Here is a 24,871-nt window from a genome sequence, read left to right on the forward strand (position 1 = left end):
AAATTTCTGGAATCGAATTCTCGATTCGTTCGTTGGCGCGCGCCGGGCGCATCGATATAGTCCCGCATTCCCCGCTGACGGTTCGCATTTCTGAACAAATAAAACGGAACATCCCGATGAAGAAACTCCTGTTCGCGCTGCCGCTCGCCGCGGCCGCCACCGCCGCCGCCCACGCGCAAAGCAGCGTCACGCTGTACGGCATCGTCGAGGATGGCGTCGACTACGTATCGAACGTGCAGGGCAAGCACCTCGTGCAGCTCGCGTCGGGCGTGACGGCCGGCAGCCGCTGGGGCGTGCGCGGCACCGAGGATCTCGGCGGCGGCCTGAGCGCGATCTTCCGGCTCGAAAGCGGCTTCGACATCAATTCCGGCCGTCTCGGCAGCGGGCTCGCGTTCTCGCGCAACGCATACGTCGGCCTGAACGACGCGAGGCTCGGCACGCTCACGCTCGGCCGCCAGTGGGATTCGATCGTCGACTATGTCGAGCCGTTCACGCTGAACGGCAACATCGGCGGCTATTACTTCGCGCATCCGAACGACATGGACAACACCGACAACGGCTTCCCGATCTCGAACGCGGTCAAATACCGCAGCCCGACGATCGCGGGCGTCACGTTCGGCGGCCTCTATGCGTTCGGCGGGCAACCGGGCCGGTTCTCCGACAACGCGACGTTCAGCGTCGGCGCGAGCTATGCGGCGGGGCCGGTCGGCATCGGCATCGGCTACCTGCGGATCAACAACCCGGGCGTGTCGACGCAGGGTTATCAGAACTATCCGGGCTTCACGAACGCGATCTACGGCAACTACCTCGACGCGGCGCGCGCGCAGAAGGTGTTCGGCGTCGGCGCGTCGTACCAGGTCGTGCAGTGGCTGAAGGTGCTGGCCGACTTCACGAACACGAACTTCCAGCAAGGCAGCGCGGGGCACGACGCGACGTTCCAGAACTACGAACTGTCGGCGCTCGTCACGCCGACGCCCGCGGTGACGATCGGCACCGGCTACACGTACACGACGGGCCGCGACCATGCGACGAACGCGGAGCCGAAGTATCACCAGTTCAACCTGAGCGTCGAGTACGCGCTGTCCAAGCGCACGAGCGTCTATGTGATGGGTGCGTTCCAGAAGGCGGCGGGCGACGCGCCGGTCGCGCAGATCGCGGGCTTCAATCCGTCGGGCAACCAGAAGCAGGCGGTCGGGCGCGCGGGTATCCGGCACGTGTTCTGACGTTTCGACCGTAGAATGCGCGCATGAGCCAATGGATCGCAGAACTGCCGATGTACAACGTGACGCCGCGCCACGCCGCGCTGTGGCGCGCGCTGCTGCGCGACGCACTCGATGCGTTCGCGAACGCGGGCGGGCCGGCGGACGTCGCGCTGCCCGACGAGCCGTTCGACGACCTGCACGCGCTGTGGCGGCGCGACGATCTGCTGCTGTCGCAGACCTGCGGCTATCCATACCGGATGCTCGGGCTGCGCGATACGGTGCATCTGGTCGCGACGCCCGTATTCGATGCCGAAGGCTGCAATGGCGCACGCTACCGCAGCGTGCTGGTCGTGTCGGCGCGCGTGCATGCGGGCGGCGCGACCACGCTCGCCGCATGTCGCGGGTTGAGGGCCGCATTCAACGGCGGTGATTCGCACAGCGGAATGAACGCGTTCCGTCACGCGGTCGCGCCGCATGCGCACGACGGAAGATTCTTCGGATCGGTCACGCCGTTCGGTTCGCACCTGAACGTGCTGCGTGCGCTGGCGTCAGGAGAAGCCGATTGCGCGGCGATCGACTGCGTGACGTTCGCGTATGTGCGCGATGCGCTGCCCGGCTTGCTGAAGGAGATCCGGATCATCGGCACGACGGCATCCGCGCCGGGGTTGCCGTTCATCGCATCGCGGGCGCTGGAGGAAACGCAGGTCGCCGCATTGCAGGATGCGCTCGATCGCGCGGTCGCGGCCGATGCGGAGCGCTCGCGCGTGCTGAGACTGAAGGGATTCGAACGGCTGTCGCCGGACGACTACGAGACGATTGCGCGGTTTGCGCGGGAGGCCGCCGCGCACGGGTATCCGGAACTGGCGTGAGGTGCGGGTGGTGCAGGGCGGCGCGCAACGGTGAGACCGTCCGCGCCGCTTCCCGTCACTCTTCGTCCATCAACCGGACCTTGACCCGCTTGCCCTTGATCTTCCCCGCATTGAGCTTGCGCAGCGCATCGTGCGCGACGCCGCGCTCGATCGCGACATAGGTCGCGAACTCGGTCACGTTGATCTTGCCGATCTGCTTGCCGTCGAACCCTGCATCGCCGGTCAGCGCGCCGAGCACGTCGCCCGGGCGGATCTTGTCCTTGCGTCCGCCGAGAATCTGCAGCGTTTCCATCGGCGGCAGCAGCGTGTCGTCGCCGGCCGGCTTCAGCTCGGCGAGCGGATGCCATTCGACGTCGCGCTTCTGCGCCTGCTCGATCGCGCCGACGCGGCCCATCTCGTCCATGCTCGCGAGGCTCAGCGCCCAGCCGTCCTGATCGGCGCGGCCGGTGCGGCCGATGCGGTGCACGTGCACTTCGGGGTCCGGCGTCACGTCGACGTTGATCACCGCTTCGAGCTGCGCGATGTCGAGCCCGCGCGCGGCGACGTCGGTCGCGACCAGCACCGAGCAGCTGCGGTTCGCGAACTGGATCAGCACCTGGTCGCGTTCGCGCTGGTCGAGCTCGCCGTGCAGCGCGAGCGCGTGGAAGCCCTGCGCATGCAGCACGTCGAGCAGGTCGCGGCACTGCTGCTTCGTGTTGCAGAACGCGATCGTGCTCACGGGCCGGTAGTGGTTCAGCAACTGGCCGACCGCGTGCAGCCGCTCGTTCTCGGTCACTTCATAGAAGCGCTGGCGGATCTTGCTGTTGTCGTGGCGCTCTTCGAGCTTCACTTCCTTCGGATTGCGCAGGAACTGCTGGCTCAGCTTCACGATGCCGTCCGGATAGGTCGCGGAGAACAGCAGCGTCTGGCGCGTCGTCGGGCACATCCGCGCGACCTTCGCGATGTCGTCGAAGAAACCCATGTCGAGCATCCGGTCGGCTTCGTCGAGCACCAGCGTGTTCAGCGCGTCGAGCTTCAGGTTGCCGCGATCGAGGTGATCCATGATGCGGCCCGGCGTGCCGACGACGATATGCGCGCCGTGCTCGAGGCTCTGCGCCTGCGGGCGCATCGGCGTGCCGCCGCACAGCGTCAGCACCTTCACGTTTTCCTCGGCGCGCGCGAGGCGGCGCACTTCCTGCGCGACCTGGTCGGCGAGTTCGCGCGTCGGGCACAGGATCATCGCCTGCACGTCGAAGCGGCGCGCGTCGAGGCGCGACAGCAGCGCGAGCGAGAACGCGGCTGTCTTGCCGCTGCCCGTCTTCGCCTGCGCGATCAGGTCCTGGCCGGCCAGCGCGATCGGCAGGCTCGCGGCCTGGATCGGCGTCATGTCGACATAGCCGAGCTGCGCGAGGTTGGCGAGCGTGGCGGGCGTCAGCGGCAGCGCGCTGAAGGGCGCTGCGGTCGGTTGGGTCATTCCAGGTCCCCGAGGTAAGGCTTGCCTTCCATCTGTTCGTAGACGATGGTGCCGTCGTCGGCTTCGAAGCGTTCGAGATAGTTGCGCGCGCCGCACAGCGGGCAGCGGAACAACAGCCCCTGGCCTTCGTCCTTGATGACGACGTCGGACGTTTCCCACTGCGTGCCGCAGCTCTGGTTTCTGCAGGTAAACACGGTCTTTCTCCAGCTGAATTCGGTTGGTGGCGCGCCCGGGCGGGCGCGGCAACGGTGTGCGGCGCTCGCGCGGCTCGGGCGCGGGCCGCACCGGCGGTCGCTTGGACTGCGTCGATGCGGATGATGGATCGGGCGGCGACGGGGTCGCGCGTGCCGCAATTCTAGCGGATGCGGGCGACCGGCAGTGGGCAACCGGCAGTGGGCGACGGCTGCGGGCGACCGGCGTGGGCGGCCGGCGTGGACGTCGCCTCCGGTCCGTGCCATGAAAAATGGCCGCCCCGGAGGGCGGCCATGTCGTGCGGCGAAACGGCGCCGCACGGCGGTCGTACGCGTTACAGCGCCATGTCGGCCGACGCCTTCGCCGGGCGGGCCGGCGCGGTGCCGACTGCCTGCGACGGCACGTTGACGTCGATCTTCGGCGGCGGCGCGAGCTGCAGCACGTCGCTCGTGTAGGTCCATTCCTCGACGACCTTCGCCGGGCTGTCGTTCAGCTTCGTGCCGTAGCTCGGCACGATCTGGCGGATCTTCTGCTGCCACTCGGGCGTCGCGACCTTGTCCTTGAACACCTTCTTCATCAGGTTCAGCATGATCGGCGCGGCCGTCGACGCCCCCGGCGACGCGCCGAGCAGGCCCGCGATGCTGCCGTCCTGCGAGCTGACGATCTCGGTGCCGAGCTTCAGCACGCCGCCCTTCACCGGGTCGCGCTTGATGATCTGCACGCGCTGGCCGGCCTGCCACAGGCGCCAGTCTTCCTTCTTCGCGTTCGGGAAGTATTCCTTCAGCGCGTTGTAGCGGTCGTCGTCGGTCAGCATCAGCTGGCCGGCGAGATACTGGACCAGCGGGAATTCGTCGACGCCCACGCGCATCATCGGCGCGACGTTGTGCGTGTTGGTGCTCGTGAGCAGGTCGAAGTACGAGCCGTTCTTCAGGAACTTGGTCGAGAACGTCGCGAACGGCCCGAACAGGATGATCTTCTTGCCGTCGATGATCCGCGTGTCGAGGTGCGGCACCGACATCGGCGGCGAGCCGACCGACGCCTTGCCGTACGCCTTCGCGAGGTGCTGCTTCACGACGTCGGGGTTGTCGGTCACGAGGAACGAGCCGCCGACCGGGAACGCGCCGTAGTCCTTCGCCTCGGGGATGCCCGACGCCTGCAGCAGGTGCAGCGCGCCGCCGCCCGCGCCGATGAACACGAACTTCGCGTCGACGGCCTGCGGCGGTTCATCCGAATGCAGCTTGACCCACGACACGTGCCACGTGCCGTCGGCGTTGCGCGTGATCTCGCGCACTTCGCTCGACAGCGACAGCGTGAAGTTCGGCTGCGTCTTCAGGTAGCCGACGAACTGGCGGGTGATCTCGCCGAAGTTCACGTCGGTGCCGATCGGCGTCCACGTCGCGGCGACCTTCTGCTTGCGATCGCGGCCTTCCATCATCAGCGGCACCCACTGCTTGATCTGGTCGTAGTCTTCCGAATACTGCATGCCCCGGAACAGCGGGCTTGCCTGGAGCGCTTCGTAGCGCTTCTTCAGGAAGCGGACGTTGTCGTCGCCCCACACGAAGCTCATGTGCGGCGTCGAGTTGATGAACGAATGCGGGTTCTTCAGCACGCCCTGCCTGACCTGCCATGCCCAGAACTGGCGCGAGATCTGGAACGATTCGTTGATCTCGACGGCCTTCGAGATGTCGATCTTGCCGTCCGCCTTTTCCGGCGTGTAGTTGAGTTCGGCGAGCGCGGAGTGGCCGGTGCCCGCGTTGTTCCAGCCGTTCGAACTTTCGAGCGCGACGCCGTCGAGTCGCTCGACCATCGTCATCGACCAGTCAGGCTGAAGCTCGTGCAGCCAGACGCCGAGCGTCGAGCTCATGATGCCGCCGCCCACCAGCAGGACGTCGACCTTCTTCGTATCGGCCGCGTGCGCGGACGACGCGGCGACGCACAGCGCGAGCGCCGACAGTATTACCCGTAACGTTTTGATCACAGCAGATCCCTTCTTCAACTTGGATGCATCGGTTTGCCATGCCGCCCGACGAGCGTTTCGATCGCGGCCGATACGCGCATCCGGAGATCCGGATCACGAATCCGGAATTCCGGATCGGCGCTGCTCGCCGTTGCATTTGCGCACGCGAAGCCGTTGAGGAGGACACCTTCGGATCGGCTTCTTGCGGGCGGGCAATCACCTGCGTCGCGGTGGCGCGCAACGCGCCCGGGCCCCTGCGGCAAGCCTGCGCGGACGACGCTTCAGGCTGCGTGAAAAGAGGCCGCGCGCGACGCGTGTGGCGGGGGCGGGGTGGCAAGGGGCGCGTAATATAACCGATGTCGATTGCCGTGTCGCACGCGAAAAATGTCCTTGTTTTTGTGGGGTTTTTCGCGTGTCCGGGTTTCCGGAATCGGGGTGTGCGGCGCCGGAAAACCGGTGGGAATTTGATGGCGTGGCGCGCGCCGATGCGAAACGTCGACACGTTGAATCGTCGGAATGTCGATGCGCCGATGCAATGCGCGAGCGATCACGCAATACTTCGCGCCGGCACGCCATTGCGTCGCGGCATCGTGCCGCGATCCGCTCACTTCGCCGAATTATTCCTGCAGAACTGCTCGTACGACAGCGCCGAATTCGCGAAGCCCTGTTTCTTTGCGAGTTCCCACGGGCGCTCGCATTGCTGCGTCTGTTCGCACCATGCGTAGCCGGCCGAGCCGATGCAGCCGTGCGCATCGCGATCGCCGCCGACCATCGGCGGCGCGGCCGGCGCCGACGAATCGGCAGGTGCAGACGATTGCGCCGCACAGGCGCTCAATGCGAATGCGCATGCAAGCGCGGCGGCAATCGAGACGGAGGGGATGAAACGCTTCATCGGGTAGTGCTCCATGGGATGAGGTTGAGGGAACGGAATGACGGCCCGCGCATTCATCGCGCCATTCACGCGTCCGGCACCGGCACGCGCGACGAGAACTTCACCTCGCGCAACGCGAGGCTCGACTGGATCGACGACACGCCGGCCTGCTTCCTCAGCACACGCTCGACGAATTCCGCATACGCGTCGAGATCGGCCGCGACGACCTGCAGGATGTAGTCGGCCGCGCCGGTGATCTTGTGGCAAGACAGCACCTCGTCGTGCCGCCGCATTACATCCTCGAAGTGATCCGAATCCTGGCCCGAGTGCATGTTGAACGTCACCTGCACGAACGCGAACACGTTCATCCCGAGCGCGCGCCGGTCGAGATTCGCCTGGTAGCCGGTGATCACGCGTTCGTCCTCGAGCCGCTTGCGGCGGCGCCAGCACGGCGTGACGCTCAGCGACAGCTTTTCGCCGAGCGTCGCGTTCGACAGCGCGCCGTCTTCCTGCAAGAGACGGAGCATCGCGCGGTCGACGCCGTCCAGTTCAACCGAAGCGCGATTTTTGCTCATATCCGTGATTCCGTAGACAGTTTTCTCAAAATTGTACGAAACGGGAATGTGAAAAGCAAAGTTATTGCCGGTCGGCGTCAATAGACTGTTGCCACCCCCTCACTGCCATCACTGCAACGGTCAACCATGCTCACGGTCTACAGCAGCGATCACCACCTGCATCGCGGCGTCGAACTGAAGGACGGCGCGATCACCGAGTCGTTCGAAAACCCCCTGCGCGCCGAAACGGTGCTCGCGCAGGTCCGCGCGGCGGGCCTCGGCGACGTGATCGCGCCGCGCGCGTTCGATCGCGTCAGCTATGCCGGCGCGCACAGCGCGCGCTACGTCGAGTTCCTCGCCGGCGCGTGGGACGAATGGACCGCGACCGGCCGCACCTGCCAGGCGCTGCCGCTCGTGTGGCCGGTGCGCGCGATGCCGGCGGCCGCGACGCTGCCCGAGTTCATCGACGGCAAGCTCGGCTTCTACGCGATGGACGCCGGCGCGCCGATCAATGCGGGCACGTGGGACGCGGTGAGCGCGAGCGCGAATTCGGCATTGACCGGCGCCGACCTGCTGTCGAACGGCGCCGCGCGCGCGGCCTTCGCGCTGTGCCGGCCGCCCGGCCACCACGCGGGCCGCGAGTACATGGGCGGCTACTGCTACCTGAACAACGCGGCGATCGCGGCGCAGCACGGCATCGCGAGCGGCGCGGCGCGCGTCGCGGTGCTCGACGTCGATTTCCATCACGGCAACGGCACGCAGGACATCTTCTATGAACGCGCGGACGTGCTGTTCGCGTCGATCCATGGCGAGCCATCGGTGTCGTATCCGTACTTCTCCGGTTACGCGGACGAGCGCGGCGCGGGCGCGGGCGAAGGCTTCAACCTGAACCTGCCGCTGCCGAAGGGCACGCAGTGGGACACCTACGAAGCGGCGCTTGGCCATGCGGCGGCCGCGATCGTTGCGCATGCACCCGATCTGCTCGTCGTGTCGCTCGGCGTCGACACGTTCGAGCACGATCCGATCAGCCACTTCCGGCTGCGCTCGCCCGACTACCTGCGCATCGGCGAGGCACTCGCGCGCCTGAACCTGCCGACGCTGTTCGTGATGGAAGGCGGCTACATGGTCGACGAGATCGGCATCAACGCGGTGAACGTACTGCTGGGTTTCGAAGGGCGCGCGTAAGCACGTGGCATTGCCTTCAACGAACGACGTATCCGAATACGAACGAAGTGCGACAACGAAGGAGACAAGCATGAATCGACATCACAAGACGGCACTCGCCACCGCGGCCACGCTGACATGCGCGCTGTCCGCGTTTTCCGCGCACGCGGACGAAATCGTGCGCATCGGCCACGTCGCGCCGCTGACCGGCGCGATCGCGCACCTCGGCAAGGACAGCGAAAACGGCGCGCGGCTCGCGGTCGAGGAAATCAACGCGAAGGGGCTCACGATCGGCGGCAGGAAAGTCACGCTGCAGCTCGACGCGCAGGACGATGCGGGCGATCCGCGCACCGCGACGCAGGTCGCGCAGCGGCTCGTCGACGACAAGGTCGTCGGCGTCGTCGGCCATCACAACTCGGGCACGTCGATTCCGGCGTCGCGCGTGTATCGCGACGGCGGCGTCGTGCAGATCTCGCAGGCGGCGACCAACCCGACATACACGCACCAGGGTTTCAAGACGACCTATCGCGTCGTCGCGACCGATGCGCAGCAGGGGCCGGCGCTCGCGATGTACGCGGCAAAGAACATGGGCATCAGGACGGTGGCGGTGGTCGACGATTCGACCGCGTACGGGCAGGGCCTCGCGACCGAGTTCGAGAAGGCCGCGAAGGCGGCCGGCATGAAGGTCGTGTCGCGCGACGCGACCAACGACAAGGCAATCGACTTCCGCGCGATCCTCACGAAGATCAAGGGCGCGAACCCGGACGCGATCATGTACGGCGGGATGGACGCGACGGGCGGCCCGCTCGCGAAGCAGGCGCGCCAGCTCGGCATGCGCGCGAAGATCCTCGCCGGCGACGGCGTGTGCTCGACCGACCTGCCGAAGCTCGCGGGCCCGGCGTCCGACAACGTCGTGTGCTCCGAAGCCGGCATCGCGCTCGAGAAGATGCCGGGCGGCGCGGCGTTCGCGAAGCGCTACGAAGCGCGTTACCACCAGCCGATGCAGGTGTATGCGCCGTTCTCGTACGACGCGGTGTACATCATCGTCGACGCGATGAAGCGCGCGAACGCGACCGACCCGGCGAAGGTGCTGGCCGCGATGCCGGCCACCGACTATCGCGGCGTGATCGGCGAAACGAGCTTCACGCCGCAGGGCGACCTGAAGCACGGCGCGATCTCGGTGTTCACGTACAGGAGCGGCAAGAAGGCGCTGCTCGATATCGTGAAGATGTGACGACGAAGCCGGGGCACGCCGCGCGTGATGCGCGGTAACGCGCCCCGACGTCGTTCCGAGTTACGACGCCCGCACGCGCACGCTGTCCGCGCGACGTTCCGCGTCGTGCACGATGTGCAGCTCGCGCGTGCGGATCGGCAGTGCGCAGTCCGCATCGTCGAGCGCCTTGCGCACCTGGCGCGCGAGACGCCAGCGCATCGCCCAGAACTTGTCGGTATGCGTCCAGACACGCATGTTCGCGACGGCCGTGCTGTCGTCGAAGCGCATCACCATCACGTCCGGCGCCGGATCCTGCAGCACGTCGGGATCGGCTTCGGCCAGCGCGCGCAGCGCGTCGAGCGCGCGATCGATATCGTCATGCACGGACACTTCCACTTCGAGATCGAGGCGGCGCGTCGGATTGCGCGTGTAGTTGCGGATCGAGCTGCCCCACAGCGCGCTGTTCGGCACGAATTCGCAGATGCCGTCCGGCTTCGTCAGCCGCGTCATGAAGAGCCCGACCTCGTCGACGGTACCCGCGACGCCGGTGCCGCCGTCGATATAGTCGCCGACCTTGAACGGCCGCAGCAGCAGGAGCATGATGCCGGCCGCGATGTTCTGCATCGTGCCCTGCAGTGCGAGCGCGATCGCGAGGCCGGCCGCGCCGAGCACCGCGACGATGCTCGCGGTTTCGACGCCGAGCTGCGACAGCGCGCCGACGATCGCGACGATGCGGATGCCCCACACGGCGACGTCGCAGAGAATCGGCCGCAGCGTGTCGTCGACGCGCTCCTTGTTCGAGAGCAGCCGGTTCAGCCAGTTGCCGATGCGTTTCGACAGCCACCAGCCCGCGACGAGCAGCGCAAGGCCCGCGCACAGCTTGATGGAAAGGGTGGACAGCGCGTTCCACAGGAACGTCCAGCGTTCCGGATGAAGATGATCGAGAAACATGACGGGATTCCGGTTTGGAGACACATGGCGCGACGCGTGGCGCGCCCGCCGTTGTCGGGCAGGCGCGGCAACCCTCGACTGTACACGGCACGCGATGTTTCGCGCGAATGCACGGGGTCGGACTGGCCCGCCGTCGGACGGTGAAATCGCGATTTCGTTCTAGTACTAATCGGTGCCTCAATAAAATAGGATTTATCCTATTCAGCCGTCTCAAGCACGCCGATACAATCGGTTTCACGTTGCCGGATCGCGACGCTAGTTTCTCCGCGATACCCGGTTTTTTCCCGATTTTTCATTGATAGCGAGTGACGACGTCATGCGGTTGAACCTGCGTTTCCGTCTCGCACGCGAACAAGGTCAACCCGCCCGACGCGGCGTTCGCTGTTTCCCGATTCGCCGCGCGCTGCTGCGCGGCGTCGTTGCGGCGGCTTGTGCGGCCGGTACGCAGGGTGCGACAGCGCAGGCGTTTCACGACGCCGCGCCGTTTACGCCCGTGACGCCGGAAACGGCAGACCTTGTCGACGTGCCTTTTTTCAGTTCTGCCCGAACGACGTGGGGCGGCTTGCGTGCATCGGCGGCGGCGCCGCTCGACGTCGCGTACGCATGGCATGCGTCGAACCTGCCGACGGGTGCCGATCGCGATGATCCCGTTACCCGTTTCGGCGCATGCGTGGCTTACCGCGTGCTCTGCGACGCGGCGCGCGGTGCGATCGAACGTGGCTATGCAACGCGGTTCGCCTACGGCATTGCATCGCCGTTGCCGTCGATGGGCGCGCAGCCGGCATTCGAGCGGAGCGCCGTCGATCTGGCGTCGGCCGAGCCGTTCATGCTCGCGCAGCCGGATCGCGGCACGCGCGCCGGTGCAATTACCGGCAGCCTGCGTGCGACGCTGGCGCGTGCCGAATTGCCGGCCGGCGTCGCGGCGCAGGTCATCCGCCTGCTGGCCGGGCGCATCGACCCGAAGCAGCGCGGCGAGATCGGCGATACCTTCCGCGTGGCATTCGAACCGGACGACGACGCATCGCTGCCGGATGGCGTGCGCGTGACGGCGCTCGATATCCGCTATCGTGGCCAGCAGGTGGCGGGCGTGTGGTTCGCACCCGACGCAGGCTCGCCGGGCGCGTACTACGACCTCGACGGCGTGCCGCTCTCCAGTGCGCGATTCGCGATGCCGGTCGCCGCGACGCGGATCAGCTCGCAGTTCGGCGCGCGCGTGCATCCGGTGACGGGGGCGCGCCACGTGCATTCCGGCGTCGATCTGGCTGCGCCGACGGGCCGTGCCGTCCATGCGTCGGAGAACGGCGTCGTGTCGTTCATCGGCACCGAGCCGCGCGGCTACGGCAAGTACGTGGTGATTCGTCACGACGGCGGCTATGCGTCGTACTACGCGCATCTGTCGGCGTTCGAGCCGACGCTGCGAACCGGCGCGCGCGTCGAGCGCGGCCAGCGCGTCGGCGCCGTCGGTAGTACGGGGACGGCGACCGGCCCGCATCTGCACTTCGAGGTCCGGCGGCAGAACCGTATCGTCGATCCGGTCGCACTCGTGCAGGCGGCCAAGGCGGCGACGCTGAAGGGCGAGCGGCGTGTGGCGTTCAACCGCTTGGCCGTTGACGCGCGTACGCGCCTGGCGTCGGCTGCCTGGTCGCAGCCGGTCGCTATTGCGACGCCCGTCGCGCCGCATGCCGGCTGACCGCTAACCGGATGCCGGCCGCGCCGGCGGGCATCGTTGCAGGCGCGCATCGTCGCGGCCGATCGGCGTACGCGTAGACACCCAACTCACGAGGATTTTTCCACAGGCAACCAGATTTCAAGCACCCCCGTACCCGCAACCGGATCGTAGTCCTCGCTATAGCGTTCAAACTCGGGTGCGTCCACCGCGTTGAACCCCGACGTCGGCAGCCAGCCGTTCCAGATGCTGTAGAAGGTCTGGTGCAGCGTGGAGATGTGCCCGCTGTGTTCGAAGACCGCATAACGTTGCGGTTCAAGTTCGACGCAACGAAATGGAGCGGGCAACCGGTCGCGGCTCTCGACCTCCACGCCCGCGATGTATTCGAAGCTGCCATCCGCATCCGGGTTGCAGCACACGCCATAAGTCACGTCGCCGACCTGGCCGGGGATGTTGCCGATATACGGGATAAAGGCTTGCCAGAGCGCCGGAATCCCTTCGTTGGTTTCGAAGGTATACCGGCTGCTCAGGCCCGCGATCAGCTGCCTTTCGGCGACTTCGAAGCGCGATGGCGTAACGGCGATGATTTTCAGCTCTTTCATGCGAAGCGGCTCCACAAGAGACAACCCGTCGAGAGTGCGCCGTGCCCGCACTTCCTCCGGCGTGACGCCGAAGAGATCGCGGAAGGCGCGCGTAAACGCCTCATGGGAGCCATATCCGGCATCGAGCGCCACGTGAAGGATGTCCGGCGCGCCTTGCGCCAATGCTCGCGCCGCACGCGTCAGCCGCCTCGACCGGACATAGCGCATCACCGGCCAACCGGTATTCATCGAGAACAGGCGTGAAAAACCGAAGCGCGTCATGTCGCAACCGGCGGAAATCCGGTCGAGTGTCAGTTCCCTGTCCAGTTCGGTTTCGATCAACCAGAGTGCTTTTCCAACCGGGTTCATAGCAAGCCAATGAGGGTGTCGGGCCGACTATATGTTATCGGTGGCGGGGGCATTTGATCGTTCTTGCGACACGCGCTTGGCCTGGCGGCTGCGCCAAAGCAAATCGCCACGCCGGGCGGCGTGGCGAGGGGCGGCAGGATTGCGCTGCTTAACCGAGCGGCCAGTTCAGGAACACGATGCCGTCGTTGTAATCGTCGTCCGTGCCGTCTTCCGACCCGACGATCCCGAAGAACGATTTCTTGAAGATGTCGACCTGTCGCGAGCCGAGCCGCGACGGCTTGCCGTTCACCGTCACGATCACGCGGACGCGGCCCTTGCCGGAGTCGAGCACCTTCGTGCCGAGGTTCTCGTCATGCGTGCCGGCGCCCTTGAACGTGGCGGCCGGCTTCGGGTTGTCGTCGATGTAGATGTCGATCGTCTGCTCGTTCGCGGCGTTCGCGAGCGCGGTGACGCCGAACTTGATGTTGGCCGGGAGATTGAACGTGCCGTCGCGTTCGCCGCCGCCGCCGATGTTGCCGGCGCTGCCGCTGCTGCCACCGGCTTCGGCACCCTGATTACCGCCGGATTGCGACGACGATTGCGCGGCGGTGCCGCCGATCGCGGAAATGCTCGCGTACGAGTCGATATGCATCGCGCTGCCGCGCACGCTCTTCCACTGGCCTTTCACGAACGTGACGCCGTTGCCGACGTCGATCGTCGCGACGAGCGTGAACGGCATGCGCCCGGTGCTTTCCGGCACCTTGGACGAATAGGTGAAGCAGCCGTCCGCGACGACGCCTTTATCGGTCGCGATCGCGAAATAGATGCCGGGGAAGTTGTTGCCGGTGGCGTACGGCGTCGGCACGTTGAGGATGACTTGCAGTTTCCCGTCGCGAATCTCTGCCTTGGCGATATCGATGTGCAGGCCCGGGATGTCGACGTAAGTCTCGGACGTCACCACGGGCGCGCTGTTGATCGAAGCCGAAAGGAGGGGCATGAATGTCTCCGGTGGTAAGGCGGTTTTCGATGGGGGTGTTGCGTGAGGTGCCGCTGAATGGGGCGCGGAACCGCCGGCCGGCGCAGAGGCGGCCGGCCGGCGGTGGTCGGCCTTCAATCGTGCGTCAGGTCAGCCGATCGGCCATTGCAGCACGACGATGCCGTCGTTGTAGTCGCTGTCGTGCCCGTCTTCCGATACGACGATCCCGAAGTTGACCGTGTACGGCGAGCCGTCCGACTTCTTGCCGTTGATCGGCGCGAGGCGCGCGTCGGTGGCCGACGGCTTGCCGTTTACCGTCACTTCGAAACGGATCTTGCCGTTGCCGGAATTCAGCGTGGCTTCGCGCGTGCCGTCGCGCGTGGTCAGCTTGTGATAAGCGGCGGGTTCCTTGCTGTCGCCGATAAACAGCTTGATGTGCTGTTGTTCGGCGGCATTCGCAAAGAAAATCGCGCGGAAATCGGTATTCGGCGGAATCGAAAATTCGCCGGCGCGATTGGATGACGTTTGAGAATCGGCCATGCTTTCCTCCTGAAGATCAGTAGTAAGGCGTCTCCCCGCGTCTCGCAAACGTTTGCCGTTTGAAACGCGGTTCGACAAGCATGTCGAAAAATAAATAAAAAAATATTCAGATGGGAATGGTAATTGTTCAGTAAATCGAAAATCAAGGTGAATCGATTTAATGAAACAGGTTTAATCGAGGATGTTTTTATATATTCCGGAAACTATGCCGGCGCGCATGTCGTTTTTCTGAATAGTGCGCGGTACAGGCGGATCGGCAACGGGGCAATCGGGCTTCGGGGCGAGCGCTCGGTGTTCGCATCTGGCAGCGTTCGTTTCAACATCAGCATCTCTGTCGTGGCCGCGCCCACCGGCCACCACCGAACGCCCACGCCGAAGCCCGATCGCAAGGGAAGGGTGTGCGGCGAACGGCGAAGAGGATGGACCGACTCACTCCGAACATGAATAGGACCTCACCGGCGCCGCACCCATGAAGCATATCGACGGGCGAGGCCGCAGCCTATCGGACGGGACTGATTTTGCAGACGGCGCGGCCATGCGAGGCACGCGCTTCCCGTTGACAGCCCCGTCCACACTGTGATTTGATTCCGGCCATGCAAGCCGCCCAGTCCCTCTTCTCGCTACGACTACTAGCCCGCTTCTCCGGGCTGGGTCTGCGGCTGCGCGCTTTCCATCTGCTTCGTTCCTGAAGCGCCAGATTTCCCCCGCATCACCGACCTCGCCCCGGTTGTCGACCGGCGCCTGAGCTCGTCTTTTTTCCGTTTCGCTCCGCTCCGTCCCGGTCGCCCAACCGCCAAGGCTGTCGTTCGCCGTACCGCTTTGCAGTTGTGCCGCTTTTTTTACCGCTTTCACCGCTGCGCGCGCAGCCGGCCTCCAAGGCCGATGGCCGCCGCGCCGCGGTTTCCCGACAAACCGACCGAGGACCGAACATCATGATGCTGAAGAACCCCGCGACGAAATACCGACCGTTCACGCCCGTCAACCTGCCGAACCGCACGTGGCCGTCGCGCACGATCACGCACGCGCCGATCTGGATGAGCACCGACCTGCGCGACGGCAACCAGGCGCTGTTCGAACCGATGGACGCGACGCGCAAGATGCGGATGTTCAAGACGCTCGTCGCGATCGGTTTCAAGGAGATCGAGGTGGCGTTCCCGTCGGCGTCCGAGACCGACTTCAACTTCGTGCGCGAACTGATCGAAGGCGGCCACATTCCCGACGACGTGACGATCGAGGTGCTCACGCAGGCGCGCGACGACCTGATCGAGCGCACCTTCGAATCGCTGCGCGGCGCGAAGCGCGCGATCGTGCACCTGTACAACGCGACCGCGCCGGAATTCCGCAAGATCGTGTTCGGCCTCGACCGCGACGGCGTGAAACAGCTCGCGGTGAACGCGGCGCGCACGATCAAGCGCTGCGCCGATGCCGCGACCGACACGCAGTTCACGCTGCAATACAGCCCGGAAACCTTCACGGCGACCGAGCTCGACTTCGCGAAGGAAGTCTGCGACGCGGTATTCGACGTGTGGCAGCCGACCCCCGAGCGCAAGGCGATCGTGAACCTGCCGGCCACCGTCGAAGTCGGCACGCCGAACTTCTACGCGGACCAGATCGAATGGATGCACCGCAACCTCGCGCGCCGCGATGCGCTGATCCTGTCCGTGCATCCGCACAACGACCGCGGCACCGCGGTCGCGGCGGCCGAGCTCGCGGTGATGGCCGGTGCCGACCGGATCGAGGGCTGCCTGTTCGGCAACGGCGAGCGCACCGGCAACGTCGATCTCGTGACGCTCGCGCTGAACCTGTACACGCAGGGCGTCGATCCGGGCCTCGATTTCTCGCAGATCAACGAAGTCGCGCGCACGGCCGAGGAATGCACGCAGCTGCCGATCCATCCGCGTCATCCGTATGTCGGCGACCTCGTGTTCACCGCGTTCTCCGGCTCGCACCAGGATGCGATCAAGAAGGGCTTCGCGGTGCAGCGCGCCGACGCCGTGTGGGAAATGCCGTATCTGCCGATCGATCCGAGCGACCTCGGCCGCACGTACGATTCGATCATTCGCGTGAACAGCCAGTCGGGCAAGGGCGGCATCGCGTACCTGCTCGAACAGGGTTATGGCGTCGCGCTGCCGCGTCGCCTGCAGGTCGATTTCAGCGCGGCCGTGCAGCGCCTGACCGACGACAGCGGGCACGAGGTGACGAGCGCGCAGATCTGGTCGCTGTTCCAGCAGGAATACGTGGAGGGCGATGCGCCGCTGCGTTATGTCGGCCATGAACTTAGCGAACGCGACGGCCGCGAGACGATCGTGCTGACCGCCGACGTGCACGGCGAGCGCCGCGTGCTGCGCGGCGAAGGCAACGGCCCGCTCGACGCGCTGATGCATGCGCTGCGCACGCCGCTGCGGATCCAGCACTACGAGGAATGCGCGTTGTCGCAGGGCGCCGATGCGAAGGCGATCGCGATCGCGGAACTGGCCGGTTCGGGCGTGCGCGGCAGCGCGTTCGGCGTGGGCATCGACGCGAACCTGACGACCGCGTCGATCCGCGCGGTGCTCAGCGGCGTCAACCGCGCGTATGCGCGGGCCGATGAAGCGGCGCAGGCGACGTTTTTCGACGTGCAGCACGCGGTGAAGGCTGTCGCGTAAGCGTGGCGATGGTGGCCGCGCCGGCGGCGCGGCCTGACAAACCTGACAGGCGATCACTTCGCGCAACGGGCGTATCGTGCTAGCGGCGCGCGCGGGACCATTTTCCCGCGCCCATCACCATGAGGAATGCGTCATGTCGAAGCTCGATGCCCTGCGGGGCGACATCAAGGGGCAGGCCCAGGAAGCGGATCGCCACAACCTGGTCCGGCCGGACGTGAACGGTGCGCTGTGGGCGCGCGGCCTGACGACGAAGCGGGTCGCCGACCTGTTCCGGACCCTGCCGGGTTTGCCGGGTCACTGGATGCAGTTGCAGAACGAGGTCAACGCCGGGAATCGCTACTTCTACGGCGGCATCCAGAACGGCAGCGTGACGACCGAGGAAGGGAAGGCGCTGATCCGCTGGATTGCCAAGTCGGTCGTGAGCGCGGCCGAGAAGGCGTCGTTCGACTTTCCGCTGCAGCAACTGCGCTTCACGGCCGATATGGGCTGGCTCAAGCTGCAGCGCGTGTCGGGGCGCGTGATGGTGTTCTCGCAACCGTAAGCCGGGCGTCGGGCCTGATACGTCGTTGGAAGCGTAGGCTGGCATCGGTGTCCAGTGCACCGATCGCAGCCGATTTGGTCTGCGTGTACGAGGGTGGCGCGAGCCGAAGAGTACGAACACGTCACCTGAGAATAGGGTGGGTCCGGACTGCGGATGCGGTTCCGATCGTCACGCCTTCAATGCGGCATGTAAATCGGCCAAGGTAATCATAAGCGTCATGGGATCGAGCGGCGATGTCTCGAACCCCAAGCTCAGATAGCAGCGTTGTGCATCGGGCGACAGCGCGTGCGTAATCACCGCACGGATGCCAATCGCGTCCGCTGCTTGGGCGATACGCAGTCCGGCATCTCGCATGAGCCCGCGGCCAAGTCCTCTACGTTGCCAGATACGATCAACGGCCAGGCGTGCAAGTACCACCACCGGCACAGGATCGGGCATATTGCGCCGAACCCGGCCCGGCGACGCTGTCAAATCCACTGCGCCCGAGGCTAATGCGTAATACGCCACGACCCGCTTATCGTCGCAAGCGACATAGGTCCGCGTCGCACCACTGGCTTGGTTGCGCAGGGCGCGCCGCTTGAGCCAATCATCGAGCGTTGGCTCGCCCGAGTCGAACGCAGTGAGCCAGCCGGACTGCGCGTGGTCGAGCGTGAGCAGTGTCGGGGCGCGCAACGTCATGCGATCGGGCCATCCCAAGGTGCCGGTGTTTGCAACGTACGGATCAGATTCGGATTGGGCGCGGGCGGGCGGTCGAGCAGCGCAACGAAAGCTGCCATCGCCTCGGGGCTGACTCGAAGCAAAGCCGCGTCCAGCAACGCTTCTTCGGCGGCGGCCCGGGCAGCGGACAGGATGAAATCAGTGCGATTCTGACCGCGCGCGGTAGCTGCGCGATCGATCAAATCGCGCTCGTCGGGTTGAATGCGCAGATTCAGCGTGTTGCGCTGGGATCCGGTATGCGATGTGGGCATGGGGTACCTCCTGGGAATGAAAGAAGTATACGCCCATCGCAATGACATTGTCATTACGCTGCCGATCCGTCCGCAGAATATTGGGGTATGTGTGACTGGTACTGAAGCTGGTTTACAGAATTCGACAATTCGAATATTGTGGAAAGATGGAAACGAACCAGACCATCGCCGCTCTCTCGGCCCTTGCGCACGAATCCCGGCTTGCCGTCTTCCGCGCGCTGGTGCAGGCGGGGCCGCAGGGCCTGCCTGCCGGGCAGATCGCCACGCTGCTGGATGTGCCCCCTTCATCGCTCTCCTTTCATCTGAAGGAACTGGCCCATGCAGCGCTCGTCACGAGCCGGCAGGAGGGCCGCTTCGTCATCTATAGCGCGAACTTCGCGACGATGAACGGCTTGCTGGCCTATCTCACGGAGAACTGCTGCGGCGGCAATCCGTGCTCGCCGGTGTCCGCGTGTTCGACGTCCGGCCCGCAACCTTGCTGAAGCGCCTTCGCATACCTCGCCCATGACCACGAACGTCCTGATCCTCTGTACCCACAACTCCGCGCGCAGCGTGCTCGCGGAGGGCATGCTCAATCATTGGGCCGCGAAGCTCGGCAAGGACGTGCGCGCGCACAGCGCCGGCAGCGCGCCGAGCGGCCGGCTCAATCCGTTCGCGCTGGAAGCGTTGACGAACGCCGGTGTCGACGTAAGCGGCTACCGCAGCAAGAGCTGGGATGAATTCGTCGGTGATGGCGCGCCTGAAATGCGCATCGTTGTCACGGTGTGCGACAGCGCGGCCGCGGAGGCGTGTCCGTACTGGCCCGGCAGCCCCGTGAAAGTGCATTGGGGTTATGCCGATCCGTCGAACGCGGTGGGCGGCGACGAAGGCAAGCGGCTCGCGTTCGAACTCACGCGCCAGGCGATCGGCTATCGGATGCTGCAGTTGCTGGCGCTGCCGCTCGATCGCATGAGCAACGCCGAACTCCAGGCGGCACTGACCGAGATTTCGCGAAACTGAGCATTCCCGCAGCGGTCGGCCGAATCCACCGGCCGCCGGCGACTTCGAGACCGATACCCATCCAATGAACACGTCCAACGCCGCTCCGCCGGAACAAGCTGTCGCCAAGCCTTCCATCAATTTCTTCGAACGCTATCTGACCGTCTGGGTGGCGCTGTGCATCGTCGCCGGCATCGCGCTCGGCCAGGCGCTGCCCGGCCTGTTCCGGCAGATCGGCCGGATGGAATACGCACAGGTCAATCTGCCGGTCGGGCTGCTGATCTGGGTGATGATCATCCCGATGCTCGTCAAGGTCGACTTCGGCGCGCTGCACGAAGTGCGTCAGCACGTGAAAGGCATCGGCGTCACGCTCGTCGTGAACTGGCTCGTCAAGCCGTTTTCGATGGCGTTCCTCGGCTGGCTGTTCATCCGGCATCTGTTCGCGCCGCTGCTGCCGGCCGAGCAACTCGACAGCTACATCGCAGGCTTGATCCTCTTGGCTGCCGCACCATGCACGGCGATGGTGTTCGTGTGGAGCCGGCTGACGGGCGGCGATCCGCTGTTCACGCTGTCGCAGGTCGCGCTGAACGACAGCATCATGGTGATCGCGTTCGCGCCGCTGGTCGGCCTGCTGCTGGGGATGTCGGCGATTACGGTGCCATGGGCGACGCTGCTCACGTCGGTGGTGCTCTACATCGTCATTCCGGTGATCCTCGCGCAGCTCTGGCGCAAGCGGCTGCTCGCGAACGGGCAGGCGGCGTTCGATGCCGCGATGGCAAAAATCGGCCCGTGGTCGATCGCCGCATTGCTGGCCACGCTCGTGCTGCTGTTCGCGTTCCAGGGCGAAGCAATCCTGACGCAGCCGCTGGTGATCGCGCTGCTCGCGGTGCCGATCCTGATCCAGGTGTTTTTCAACTCGGCGCTCGCGTACTGGCTCAATCGTGCCGTGGGCGAGAAGCACAACATCGCGTGTCCGTCGGCACTGATCGGCGCATCCAATTTCTTCGAGCTGGCGGTCGCGGCCGCGATCAGCCTGTTCGGTTTTCATTCCGGCGCGGCGTTGGCCACCGTCGTGGGCGTGCTGATCGAAGTGCCGGTCATGCTGCTGGTGGTGCGCATCGTGAACCGGTCGAAGGGCTGGTACGAACGCGCTTGAGCAAACTGGAGAATTCATCTGCATGACCATGACCGACGCCACGATTCATCGCAATCACGCGGAACGCAAGCATGTCTGATTATCTGAGTGATCTGCCGCAACTCGACGTCGAACTGTTCCGCGTGCCGAATGCCGGCCAGTTACGGCCGACGTCGCCGTCGACGCATCCGCCCCGGTTCCTGCTGCTGTACGGCTCGCTGCGCGAGCGTTCGTTCAGCCGCTTGCTGATCGAGGAAGCCGCGCGCCTGCTCACGGCGATGGGCGCCGAAGTGCGCGTGTTCAATCCGAGCGGCCTGCCGTTGCCGGACGATGCGCCCGAGAGTCATCCGAAGGTCGTCGAGTTGCGCGAACTGGTGCAGTGGTCGGAAGGCATGGTGTGGTGCTCGCCGGAACGGCACGGTGCGATGACCGGCATCATGAAATCTCAGATCGACTGGATTCCGCTGTCGATGGGTGCCGTTCGGCCGACCCAGGGCAAGACGCTCGCCGTCATGCAGGTCAGCGGCGGCTCGCAATCGTTCAACGCGGTGAACCAGATGCGCGTGCTCGGGCGCTGGATGCGCATGTTGACCATCCCGAACCAGTCGTCGGTGGCGAAGGCGTTCGCGGAATTCGACGAGGCCGGGCGGATGAAGCCGTCGGCTTATTTCGATCGTGTGGTGGACGTGCTGGAGGAGCTGGTCAAGTTCACGTTGCTGACGCGGGATATCGGGCCTTATCTCGTCGATCGATATAGCGAGCGGAAGGAAAGCGCGGAGGAACTGTCGAAGCGCGTGAATCAGCGGAGTATCTGACGTGAGGTGGCGCGGTGGCTCTGATGATCAACGATGGCTTGCAGAGCCGCTTGCACTTCGATCGAGGTCATGGTCGCCCGCAAATCGCTACCGTCTGCAAGGTCTCCAACCTTCGAGGATCGACACTATGTCACTCCGCGCTGCCGTGGTATCCGATCTGGCCTCGATAGAGGCCCTGCTTCGCGCTTCCGACTTGCCTGTTGCCGGTGTGGCGGAGCACTTGCCGAATTTCATGGTGGCGGTCGACACCCAAAGCATCGTTGCATGCGGCGGCATCGAATACCACGGCAACTTCGCGCTGATCCGTTCGATTGCCGTCGCTGCGCAAGCGCGCGGCGGCGGACTGGGAAAGACGATCGTTTCGCGCTTGCTGGCGGCATGCCGCAGTCGCGCGGTCGAAGCGGTAGCGTTGCGTACGACCACGGCAGAGCGCTATTTCGCTCGGCAGGGTTTTGTACGCATTGCGCTCAGTGACGTGCCTGGACCGCTGCTATCGTCCGGTCAGTTCGCAGGTGTGTGCCCGGCATCTGCGACCGTCATGCTGAAGGTGATTGAGCGGGACACGCGGCGTCGACGCTAAACCGTTCGCCGCCTCGGGCGATGCTTGTTGCGGAGAATCGACTTGATCGTCCGGTATCGGTAAGACTCCTGAATCGTCACGAAACGATCGGGGAAAAGGGCGGGTGCGCTATCATTCGCGTCAGCCATGACTAACTCCTGTGAAGTTGGTTGTGGTCAGCGGATCGGGGGTGTTGCTGCACTCACGGCCCGCGCTCGTTTACGCGTCGAACTCGGACCAACATCCTTCGCATGACGAATAACCCTTTGCGAAGATCACTTCATTCGCACGCGCAAACGAATCTCCACAGTAGGGGAATTTGCGTCTGCACTGGGATCCGTTATGTGCGTTTTAATCGACGTTAGCCGTTTGGCCTAGGTTGGAACACGTTCGATATGGCTTGAATGCGCGCAGGCGCTGGACGTGATGACGCGCGATCGATTCGACGCGGCAAGCAGTGTCCGGTACAGACCGGGTGGAGGAAAGGGTGCGGAGTGTTGCGGGTGGCGTGTTGGCCGATCCAGCCAAGCCGAACTGTTGTGACGAAGCGGCATCGCGCCGCTTCCTGTCGGCCGACGCGCGTTACTGCCCGAAGCGTTGCGTCACGGTGTCCTTCAGCCGTGCGGCGGTCAGCTCGCCCATGTGCGATTCGACGAGTTCGCCTTTCGCGTTGAAGAACAGTGTGGTCGGCAGCCCGCGCGACCCGTACGCGTGCATCGCGTGCAGCGACGGATCGAGCAGCACGTGATCGAAGCGCAGGCCCTGCTGTTCGAGGAACGCGCGCACGGCTTGCGCATTTTCACCCTGGTTGAGCATCAGCACCGTGATGTCCGGATGGTCGCGCTGCGCCTGTTCGAGGATCGGCATTTCGCGGCGGCACGGCGGGCACCATGTCGCCCACAGGTTCACGACGACCGGCTTGCCGGCAAGGCTTTGCGGCAACACGGGCGTCGAATCGAGCGCTTGGAGCCGCATCGCGGCGAGCGGCGGCGCGGCATGCTGCCACGTCGCCAGCGTGCCCTGCGCAATGCCCCATGCGGCGAGGCCCGCGACCATGCCGGCCAGCACCGGGCGACGCAGCGCAGGCAGCCGGCGCAGCCGCCAGCCGGCGAACACCAGCGCGGCCGCGACGCCGATGCGCCAGTCGAAGCCGCCATCGCCGAGCGCGATGATCGATCGCGGCGCGGCCGCGTAGTCGCGCCACCATTGCGTGACATACCCGATGCGCGCGGCGACCAGCCCGAGCAGCAGCACGTCGAGGATCAGGCTCGAGGCGGTTTTGTGATGTCCGTCAGGCGGGCGGCGCTGGATGAAACGGGCGACGAGCCACGCCAGCAACGCGGCGACGGCTACCGCGACGACGCGGATCGAGAAGGGACCGATGCTGAGCATGAAAGGAAAAGGGTGGACGTGAACGAGCGGGGCAGGAGACGGGATTGTCCGCCTCGGCGATGACGCTGTCGACGGGCGTGCGGCGTTTCGACCGACTGTGATGCACACGGGTTCCCTTCGCGAACGTAACGGCGTGTTGCGAATTCGATGCGCGCGGTTGCGTCAGGACTGCGTGATTTTCATGCGGATGGGCCGCGAGTCAGACGGGTCTGATGGCCGTGATCGGGCTGCTGACTGACGCGGTGCGCGGCCTGTACTGGAGCGTGCTCGAACGCATGTGACATGCCGCCCCGCATCACGGGGCTCGCGATCGGCATCGTGTCGCTGCCCGATTATTCGCCCGACGTGTTTCTGCCGCTCTTGAACGGCTGGCTGACGACCGCGTATCCCGGCATGCACGGCTATCAGCTCTAATTCGGCTATGTCGCGGGCGTCAGTGCGGTGGGCCGCGACGCGTGCCTGTTGCTAAGAGGCATGCTCAAAGGAGAATCTGCCCGATGAAGATCGCTGCGGTCGCAACCCGCATCGTAGCCGTTGGGTGAGCGCAGCGGCTGCCGCCCGACGGGCCGCGAATCCGCGGTCCATCGGGCGTCGGACATTACAGCTTCTTCGCGTGAGCCGCGTCAGTTTGTTGCGCGTCGGTCGACGGGTCGAGTGTCGACAGCGTCTTCTCGGTGAATTTCTCGTACAGCCAGTCCATGCGTGTCCCGTCCATACCGGCGATGCCGCCGAGTGCGTACGATGCCGACACCTTGAAGCGGTCGAGCTGACGATTGTCGGTGCCGACGAGCGTCACGGTGCCGTCGACATAATCGCTGCCCGCCATGAAGCCGAACATGACCGCGGAGAAACTCGAGCGCACCCGAATGCCGGTGACTTCAACGTTCAGTTGCATCGCATCGGTTGAATCGGCCTTTGCCAGAAGCTTGCGTGCGTCCAGCGCGTTTTCGATTTGCTCCTGCAGTTTCTTGGGGCTGAACTTCAGATTGTCTTTCAACGCTTCCTGGGCAGCCGCGTCCAGCGTAACTTTCACGATAACCGGCTTGGTGCCGAATTTGGACGTCGACGCAGTCGCGGTGGCCCCCGCCTGATTACCTGCGTCGCGTGTCACGCTGCTTGCGCAGCCCGACAGGAAGCCGATCGTCACCAGTGCCAGAGCGGCATGACGGATAACAGATTTCATGATTTGGTCTATTGATTAAGGTTATTTGAGATGGCTCTGTGGCCGGGTGGAAACTTATCACGGGGAGATCCGATTCAAATGGTCGAATTGATAGAAAACAACCCGGCATTTATTCGCC

27 protein-coding genes are annotated in these 24,871 nt (G+C 65.1%); 13 read left to right on the forward strand and 14 right to left on the reverse strand.

Going from position 1 to position 24,871, the window contains the following annotated elements; genetic code table 11:
* The first annotated feature begins 116 nt into the window (after positions 1–116).
* Together GD429_RS05145 and GD429_RS05150 are read left to right on the forward strand one after the other, a co-directional pair.
* The gene (locus tag GD429_RS05145; protein ID WP_152855955.1) at positions 117–1,223 is read left to right on the forward strand and encodes a porin; all 1,107 of its coding nucleotides are present in this window, start codon (positions 117–119) and stop codon (positions 1,221–1,223) included.
* 23 nt (positions 1,224–1,246) lie between these two features.
* A complete protein-coding gene (locus tag GD429_RS05150; RefSeq protein WP_152855956.1) occupies positions 1,247–2,071 on the forward strand; it encodes a phosphate/phosphite/phosphonate ABC transporter substrate-binding protein in 825 nt (274 codons plus the stop codon).
* 55 nt (positions 2,072–2,126) lie between these two features.
* On the opposite strand, the gene dbpA is transcribed toward GD429_RS05150, so the two are convergent.
* From dbpA to GD429_RS05175, 5 genes are all read right to left on the reverse strand, one after another.
* On the reverse strand, positions 2,127–3,524 hold the full coding sequence (dbpA, locus tag GD429_RS05155; protein WP_152855957.1) for an ATP-dependent RNA helicase DbpA: 1,398 nt from the start codon (positions 3,522–3,524) through the stop codon (positions 2,127–2,129).
* Positions 3,521–3,718, reverse strand: coding sequence for a hypothetical protein (locus GD429_RS05160; protein WP_034181070.1), 198 nt, complete (start codon positions 3,716–3,718; stop codon positions 3,521–3,523). The genes dbpA and GD429_RS05160 overlap by 4 nt, the downstream gene beginning before the upstream one ends.
* Positions 3,719–4,050: 332 nt before the next feature.
* On the reverse strand, positions 4,051–5,712 hold the full coding sequence (mqo, locus tag GD429_RS05165; RefSeq protein WP_152855958.1) for a malate dehydrogenase (quinone): 1,662 nt from the start codon (positions 5,710–5,712) through the stop codon (positions 4,051–4,053).
* A gap of 565 nt (positions 5,713–6,277) precedes the next feature.
* Complete coding sequence (locus GD429_RS05170) at positions 6,278–6,565, reverse strand: hypothetical protein (protein ID WP_152855959.1); 288 nt, start codon at positions 6,563–6,565, stop codon at positions 6,278–6,280.
* 65 nt (positions 6,566–6,630) lie between these two features.
* The gene (locus GD429_RS05175) at positions 6,631–7,119 is read right to left on the reverse strand and encodes an Lrp/AsnC family transcriptional regulator (RefSeq protein ID WP_034181074.1); all 489 of its coding nucleotides are present in this window, start codon (positions 7,117–7,119) and stop codon (positions 6,631–6,633) included.
* A 126-nt stretch (positions 7,120–7,245) separates the two neighbouring features.
* On the opposite strand from GD429_RS05175, the gene GD429_RS05180 reads away from it, so the two are divergent.
* A complete protein-coding gene (locus GD429_RS05180) occupies positions 7,246–8,283 on the forward strand; it encodes a histone deacetylase family protein (protein WP_152855960.1) in 1,038 nt (345 codons plus the stop codon).
* A gap of 70 nt (positions 8,284–8,353) precedes the next feature.
* On the forward strand, positions 8,354–9,496 hold the full coding sequence (locus GD429_RS05185; protein WP_152855961.1) for a branched-chain amino acid ABC transporter substrate-binding protein: 1,143 nt from the start codon (positions 8,354–8,356) through the stop codon (positions 9,494–9,496).
* Between the two features lie 60 nt (positions 9,497–9,556).
* Here GD429_RS05185 and GD429_RS05190 read toward each other — a convergent pair whose 3' ends face one another.
* Positions 9,557–10,426 (reverse strand): mechanosensitive ion channel family protein, encoded by an 870-nt coding sequence (locus GD429_RS05190; RefSeq protein WP_152855962.1) that lies wholly within the window; start codon positions 10,424–10,426, stop codon positions 9,557–9,559.
* Positions 10,427–10,718: 292 nt separating this feature from the next.
* Positions 10,719–10,898 carry a hypothetical protein gene (locus tag GD429_RS40910; protein ID WP_227791540.1) on the reverse strand — a complete coding sequence of 60 codons (180 nt, stop codon included), beginning with the start codon at positions 10,896–10,898 and terminating at the stop codon, positions 10,719–10,721.
* A 90-nt stretch (positions 10,899–10,988) separates the two neighbouring features.
* Between GD429_RS40910 and GD429_RS05195 the strand changes: the two genes are divergently transcribed.
* Entirely contained in the window at positions 10,989–12,116 is a 1,128-nt protein-coding gene (locus GD429_RS05195) for a M23 family metallopeptidase (protein WP_227791541.1), read from the forward strand.
* Positions 12,117–12,202: 86 nt separating this feature from the next.
* Here the strand turns inward: GD429_RS05195 and GD429_RS05200 are convergent, their stop codons facing one another.
* The 3 genes from GD429_RS05200 to GD429_RS05210 all read right to left on the reverse strand — a co-directional run bounded on the left by GD429_RS05200 (position 12,203) and on the right by GD429_RS05210 (position 14,537).
* Positions 12,203–13,042 (reverse strand): AraC family transcriptional regulator, encoded by an 840-nt coding sequence (locus tag GD429_RS05200; RefSeq protein ID WP_152855964.1) that lies wholly within the window; start codon positions 13,040–13,042, stop codon positions 12,203–12,205.
* 148 nt (positions 13,043–13,190) lie between these two features.
* Positions 13,191–14,018 (reverse strand): fucose-binding lectin II, encoded by an 828-nt coding sequence (locus GD429_RS05205; RefSeq protein ID WP_152855965.1) that lies wholly within the window; start codon positions 14,016–14,018, stop codon positions 13,191–13,193.
* Positions 14,019–14,147: 129 nt separating this feature from the next.
* Complete coding sequence (locus GD429_RS05210; protein WP_048243048.1) at positions 14,148–14,537, reverse strand: fucose-binding lectin II; 390 nt, start codon at positions 14,535–14,537, stop codon at positions 14,148–14,150.
* Between the two features lie 935 nt (positions 14,538–15,472).
* Between GD429_RS05210 and leuA the strand changes: the two genes are divergently transcribed.
* Entirely contained in the window at positions 15,473–17,182 is a 1,710-nt protein-coding gene (gene leuA / locus GD429_RS05215; protein ID WP_193727057.1) for a 2-isopropylmalate synthase, read from the forward strand.
* 133 nt (positions 17,183–17,315) lie between these two features.
* Positions 17,316–17,723, forward strand: coding sequence for a peptide ABC transporter ATPase (locus tag GD429_RS05220; protein ID WP_072438137.1), 408 nt, complete (start codon positions 17,316–17,318; stop codon positions 17,721–17,723).
* Positions 17,724–17,891: 168 nt separating this feature from the next.
* On the opposite strand, the gene GD429_RS05225 is transcribed toward GD429_RS05220, so the two are convergent.
* Positions 17,892–18,401 (reverse strand): GNAT family N-acetyltransferase, encoded by a 510-nt coding sequence (locus tag GD429_RS05225; protein ID WP_152855967.1) that lies wholly within the window; start codon positions 18,399–18,401, stop codon positions 17,892–17,894.
* Positions 18,398–18,691 carry a DUF1778 domain-containing protein gene (locus tag GD429_RS05230; RefSeq protein WP_152855968.1) on the reverse strand — a complete coding sequence of 98 codons (294 nt, stop codon included), beginning with the start codon at positions 18,689–18,691 and terminating at the stop codon, positions 18,398–18,400. The genes GD429_RS05225 and GD429_RS05230 overlap by 4 nt, the downstream gene beginning before the upstream one ends.
* 146 nt (positions 18,692–18,837) lie before the next feature.
* Here GD429_RS05230 and GD429_RS05235 point away from each other — a divergent pair, with 146 nt between their 5' ends.
* The 5 genes from GD429_RS05235 (at position 18,838) to arsN2 (ending at position 22,199) form a co-directional block, all read left to right on the forward strand.
* Positions 18,838–19,173: an ArsR/SmtB family transcription factor gene (locus GD429_RS05235; RefSeq protein WP_152855969.1), complete on the forward strand. Its 336-nt coding sequence runs from the start codon at positions 18,838–18,840 to the stop codon at positions 19,171–19,173.
* A gap of 22 nt (positions 19,174–19,195) precedes the next feature.
* Positions 19,196–19,690 carry an arsenate reductase ArsC gene (locus GD429_RS05240; RefSeq protein ID WP_152855970.1) on the forward strand — a complete coding sequence of 165 codons (495 nt, stop codon included), beginning with the start codon at positions 19,196–19,198 and terminating at the stop codon, positions 19,688–19,690.
* Between the two features lie 64 nt (positions 19,691–19,754).
* On the forward strand, positions 19,755–20,825 hold the full coding sequence (arsB, locus tag GD429_RS05245) for an ACR3 family arsenite efflux transporter (protein WP_152855971.1): 1,071 nt from the start codon (positions 19,755–19,757) through the stop codon (positions 20,823–20,825).
* 71 nt (positions 20,826–20,896) lie between these two features.
* On the forward strand, positions 20,897–21,619 hold the full coding sequence (arsH, locus tag GD429_RS05250) for an arsenical resistance protein ArsH (protein WP_152855972.1): 723 nt from the start codon (positions 20,897–20,899) through the stop codon (positions 21,617–21,619).
* 127 nt (positions 21,620–21,746) lie between these two features.
* Positions 21,747–22,199 (forward strand): arsenic resistance N-acetyltransferase ArsN2, encoded by a 453-nt coding sequence (arsN2, locus tag GD429_RS05255; RefSeq protein ID WP_152855973.1) that lies wholly within the window; start codon positions 21,747–21,749, stop codon positions 22,197–22,199.
* 561 nt (positions 22,200–22,760) lie between these two features.
* On the opposite strand, the gene GD429_RS05260 is transcribed toward arsN2, so the two are convergent.
* Positions 22,761–23,570: a TlpA family protein disulfide reductase gene (locus GD429_RS05260; RefSeq protein WP_152855974.1), complete on the reverse strand. Its 810-nt coding sequence runs from the start codon at positions 23,568–23,570 to the stop codon at positions 22,761–22,763.
* Between the two features lie 282 nt (positions 23,571–23,852).
* Between GD429_RS05260 and GD429_RS41575 the strand changes: the two genes are divergently transcribed.
* The gene (locus GD429_RS41575; protein ID WP_265334668.1) at positions 23,853–23,984 is read left to right on the forward strand and encodes a hypothetical protein; all 132 of its coding nucleotides are present in this window, start codon (positions 23,853–23,855) and stop codon (positions 23,982–23,984) included.
* A 184-nt stretch (positions 23,985–24,168) separates the two neighbouring features.
* On the opposite strand, the gene GD429_RS05265 is transcribed toward GD429_RS41575, so the two are convergent.
* Positions 24,169–24,753 carry a DUF4410 domain-containing protein gene (locus GD429_RS05265; protein ID WP_152855975.1) on the reverse strand — a complete coding sequence of 195 codons (585 nt, stop codon included), beginning with the start codon at positions 24,751–24,753 and terminating at the stop codon, positions 24,169–24,171.
* Positions 24,754–24,871: the final 118 nt, after the last annotated feature.

It is taken from the genome of Burkholderia sp. BE17 (genome assembly GCF_009362305.1).
In the GTDB taxonomy this organism is placed as follows: domain Bacteria; phylum Pseudomonadota; class Gammaproteobacteria; order Burkholderiales; family Burkholderiaceae; genus Burkholderia; species Burkholderia pyrrocinia_C.

Coding starts and splice junctions, on each gene's coding strand:
- GD429_RS05145 (WP_152855955.1), top strand. CDS start 117: ATGAAGAAACTCCTGTTCGCGCTGCCGCTCGCCGCGGCCGCCACCGCC.
- GD429_RS05150 (WP_152855956.1), top strand. CDS start 1,247: ATGAGCCAATGGATCGCAGAACTGCCGATGTACAACGTGACGCCGCGC.
- dbpA (WP_152855957.1), bottom strand. CDS start 3,524: ATGACCCAACCGACCGCAGCGCCCTTCAGCGCGCTGCCGCTGACGCCC.
- GD429_RS05170 (WP_152855959.1), bottom strand. CDS start 6,565: ATGAAGCGTTTCATCCCCTCCGTCTCGATTGCCGCCGCGCTTGCATGC.
- GD429_RS05175 (WP_034181074.1), bottom strand. CDS start 7,119: ATGAGCAAAAATCGCGCTTCGGTTGAACTGGACGGCGTCGACCGCGCG.
- GD429_RS05180 (WP_152855960.1), top strand. CDS start 7,246: ATGCTCACGGTCTACAGCAGCGATCACCACCTGCATCGCGGCGTCGAA.
- GD429_RS05185 (WP_152855961.1), top strand. CDS start 8,354: ATGAATCGACATCACAAGACGGCACTCGCCACCGCGGCCACGCTGACA.
- GD429_RS05190 (WP_152855962.1), bottom strand. CDS start 10,426: ATGTTTCTCGATCATCTTCATCCGGAACGCTGGACGTTCCTGTGGAAC.
- GD429_RS05200 (WP_152855964.1), bottom strand. CDS start 13,042: ATGAACCCGGTTGGAAAAGCACTCTGGTTGATCGAAACCGAACTGGAC.
- GD429_RS05205 (WP_152855965.1), bottom strand. CDS start 14,018: ATGCCCCTCCTTTCGGCTTCGATCAACAGCGCGCCCGTGGTGACGTCC.
- GD429_RS05210 (WP_048243048.1), bottom strand. CDS start 14,537: ATGGCCGATTCTCAAACGTCATCCAATCGCGCCGGCGAATTTTCGATT.
- leuA (WP_193727057.1), top strand. CDS start 15,473: ATGCTGAAGAACCCCGCGACGAAATACCGACCGTTCACGCCCGTCAAC.
- GD429_RS05220 (WP_072438137.1), top strand. CDS start 17,316: ATGTCGAAGCTCGATGCCCTGCGGGGCGACATCAAGGGGCAGGCCCAG.
- GD429_RS05225 (WP_152855967.1), bottom strand. CDS start 18,401: ATGACGTTGCGCGCCCCGACACTGCTCACGCTCGACCACGCGCAGTCC.
- GD429_RS05230 (WP_152855968.1), bottom strand. CDS start 18,691: ATGCCCACATCGCATACCGGATCCCAGCGCAACACGCTGAATCTGCGC.
- GD429_RS05235 (WP_152855969.1), top strand. CDS start 18,838: ATGGAAACGAACCAGACCATCGCCGCTCTCTCGGCCCTTGCGCACGAA.
- GD429_RS05240 (WP_152855970.1), top strand. CDS start 19,196: ATGACCACGAACGTCCTGATCCTCTGTACCCACAACTCCGCGCGCAGC.
- arsB (WP_152855971.1), top strand. CDS start 19,755: ATGAACACGTCCAACGCCGCTCCGCCGGAACAAGCTGTCGCCAAGCCT.
- arsH (WP_152855972.1), top strand. CDS start 20,897: ATGTCTGATTATCTGAGTGATCTGCCGCAACTCGACGTCGAACTGTTC.
- arsN2 (WP_152855973.1), top strand. CDS start 21,747: ATGTCACTCCGCGCTGCCGTGGTATCCGATCTGGCCTCGATAGAGGCC.
- GD429_RS05260 (WP_152855974.1), bottom strand. CDS start 23,570: ATGCTCAGCATCGGTCCCTTCTCGATCCGCGTCGTCGCGGTAGCCGTC.
- GD429_RS41575 (WP_265334668.1), top strand. CDS start 23,853: ATGCCGCCCCGCATCACGGGGCTCGCGATCGGCATCGTGTCGCTGCCC.
- GD429_RS05265 (WP_152855975.1), bottom strand. CDS start 24,753: ATGAAATCTGTTATCCGTCATGCCGCTCTGGCACTGGTGACGATCGGC.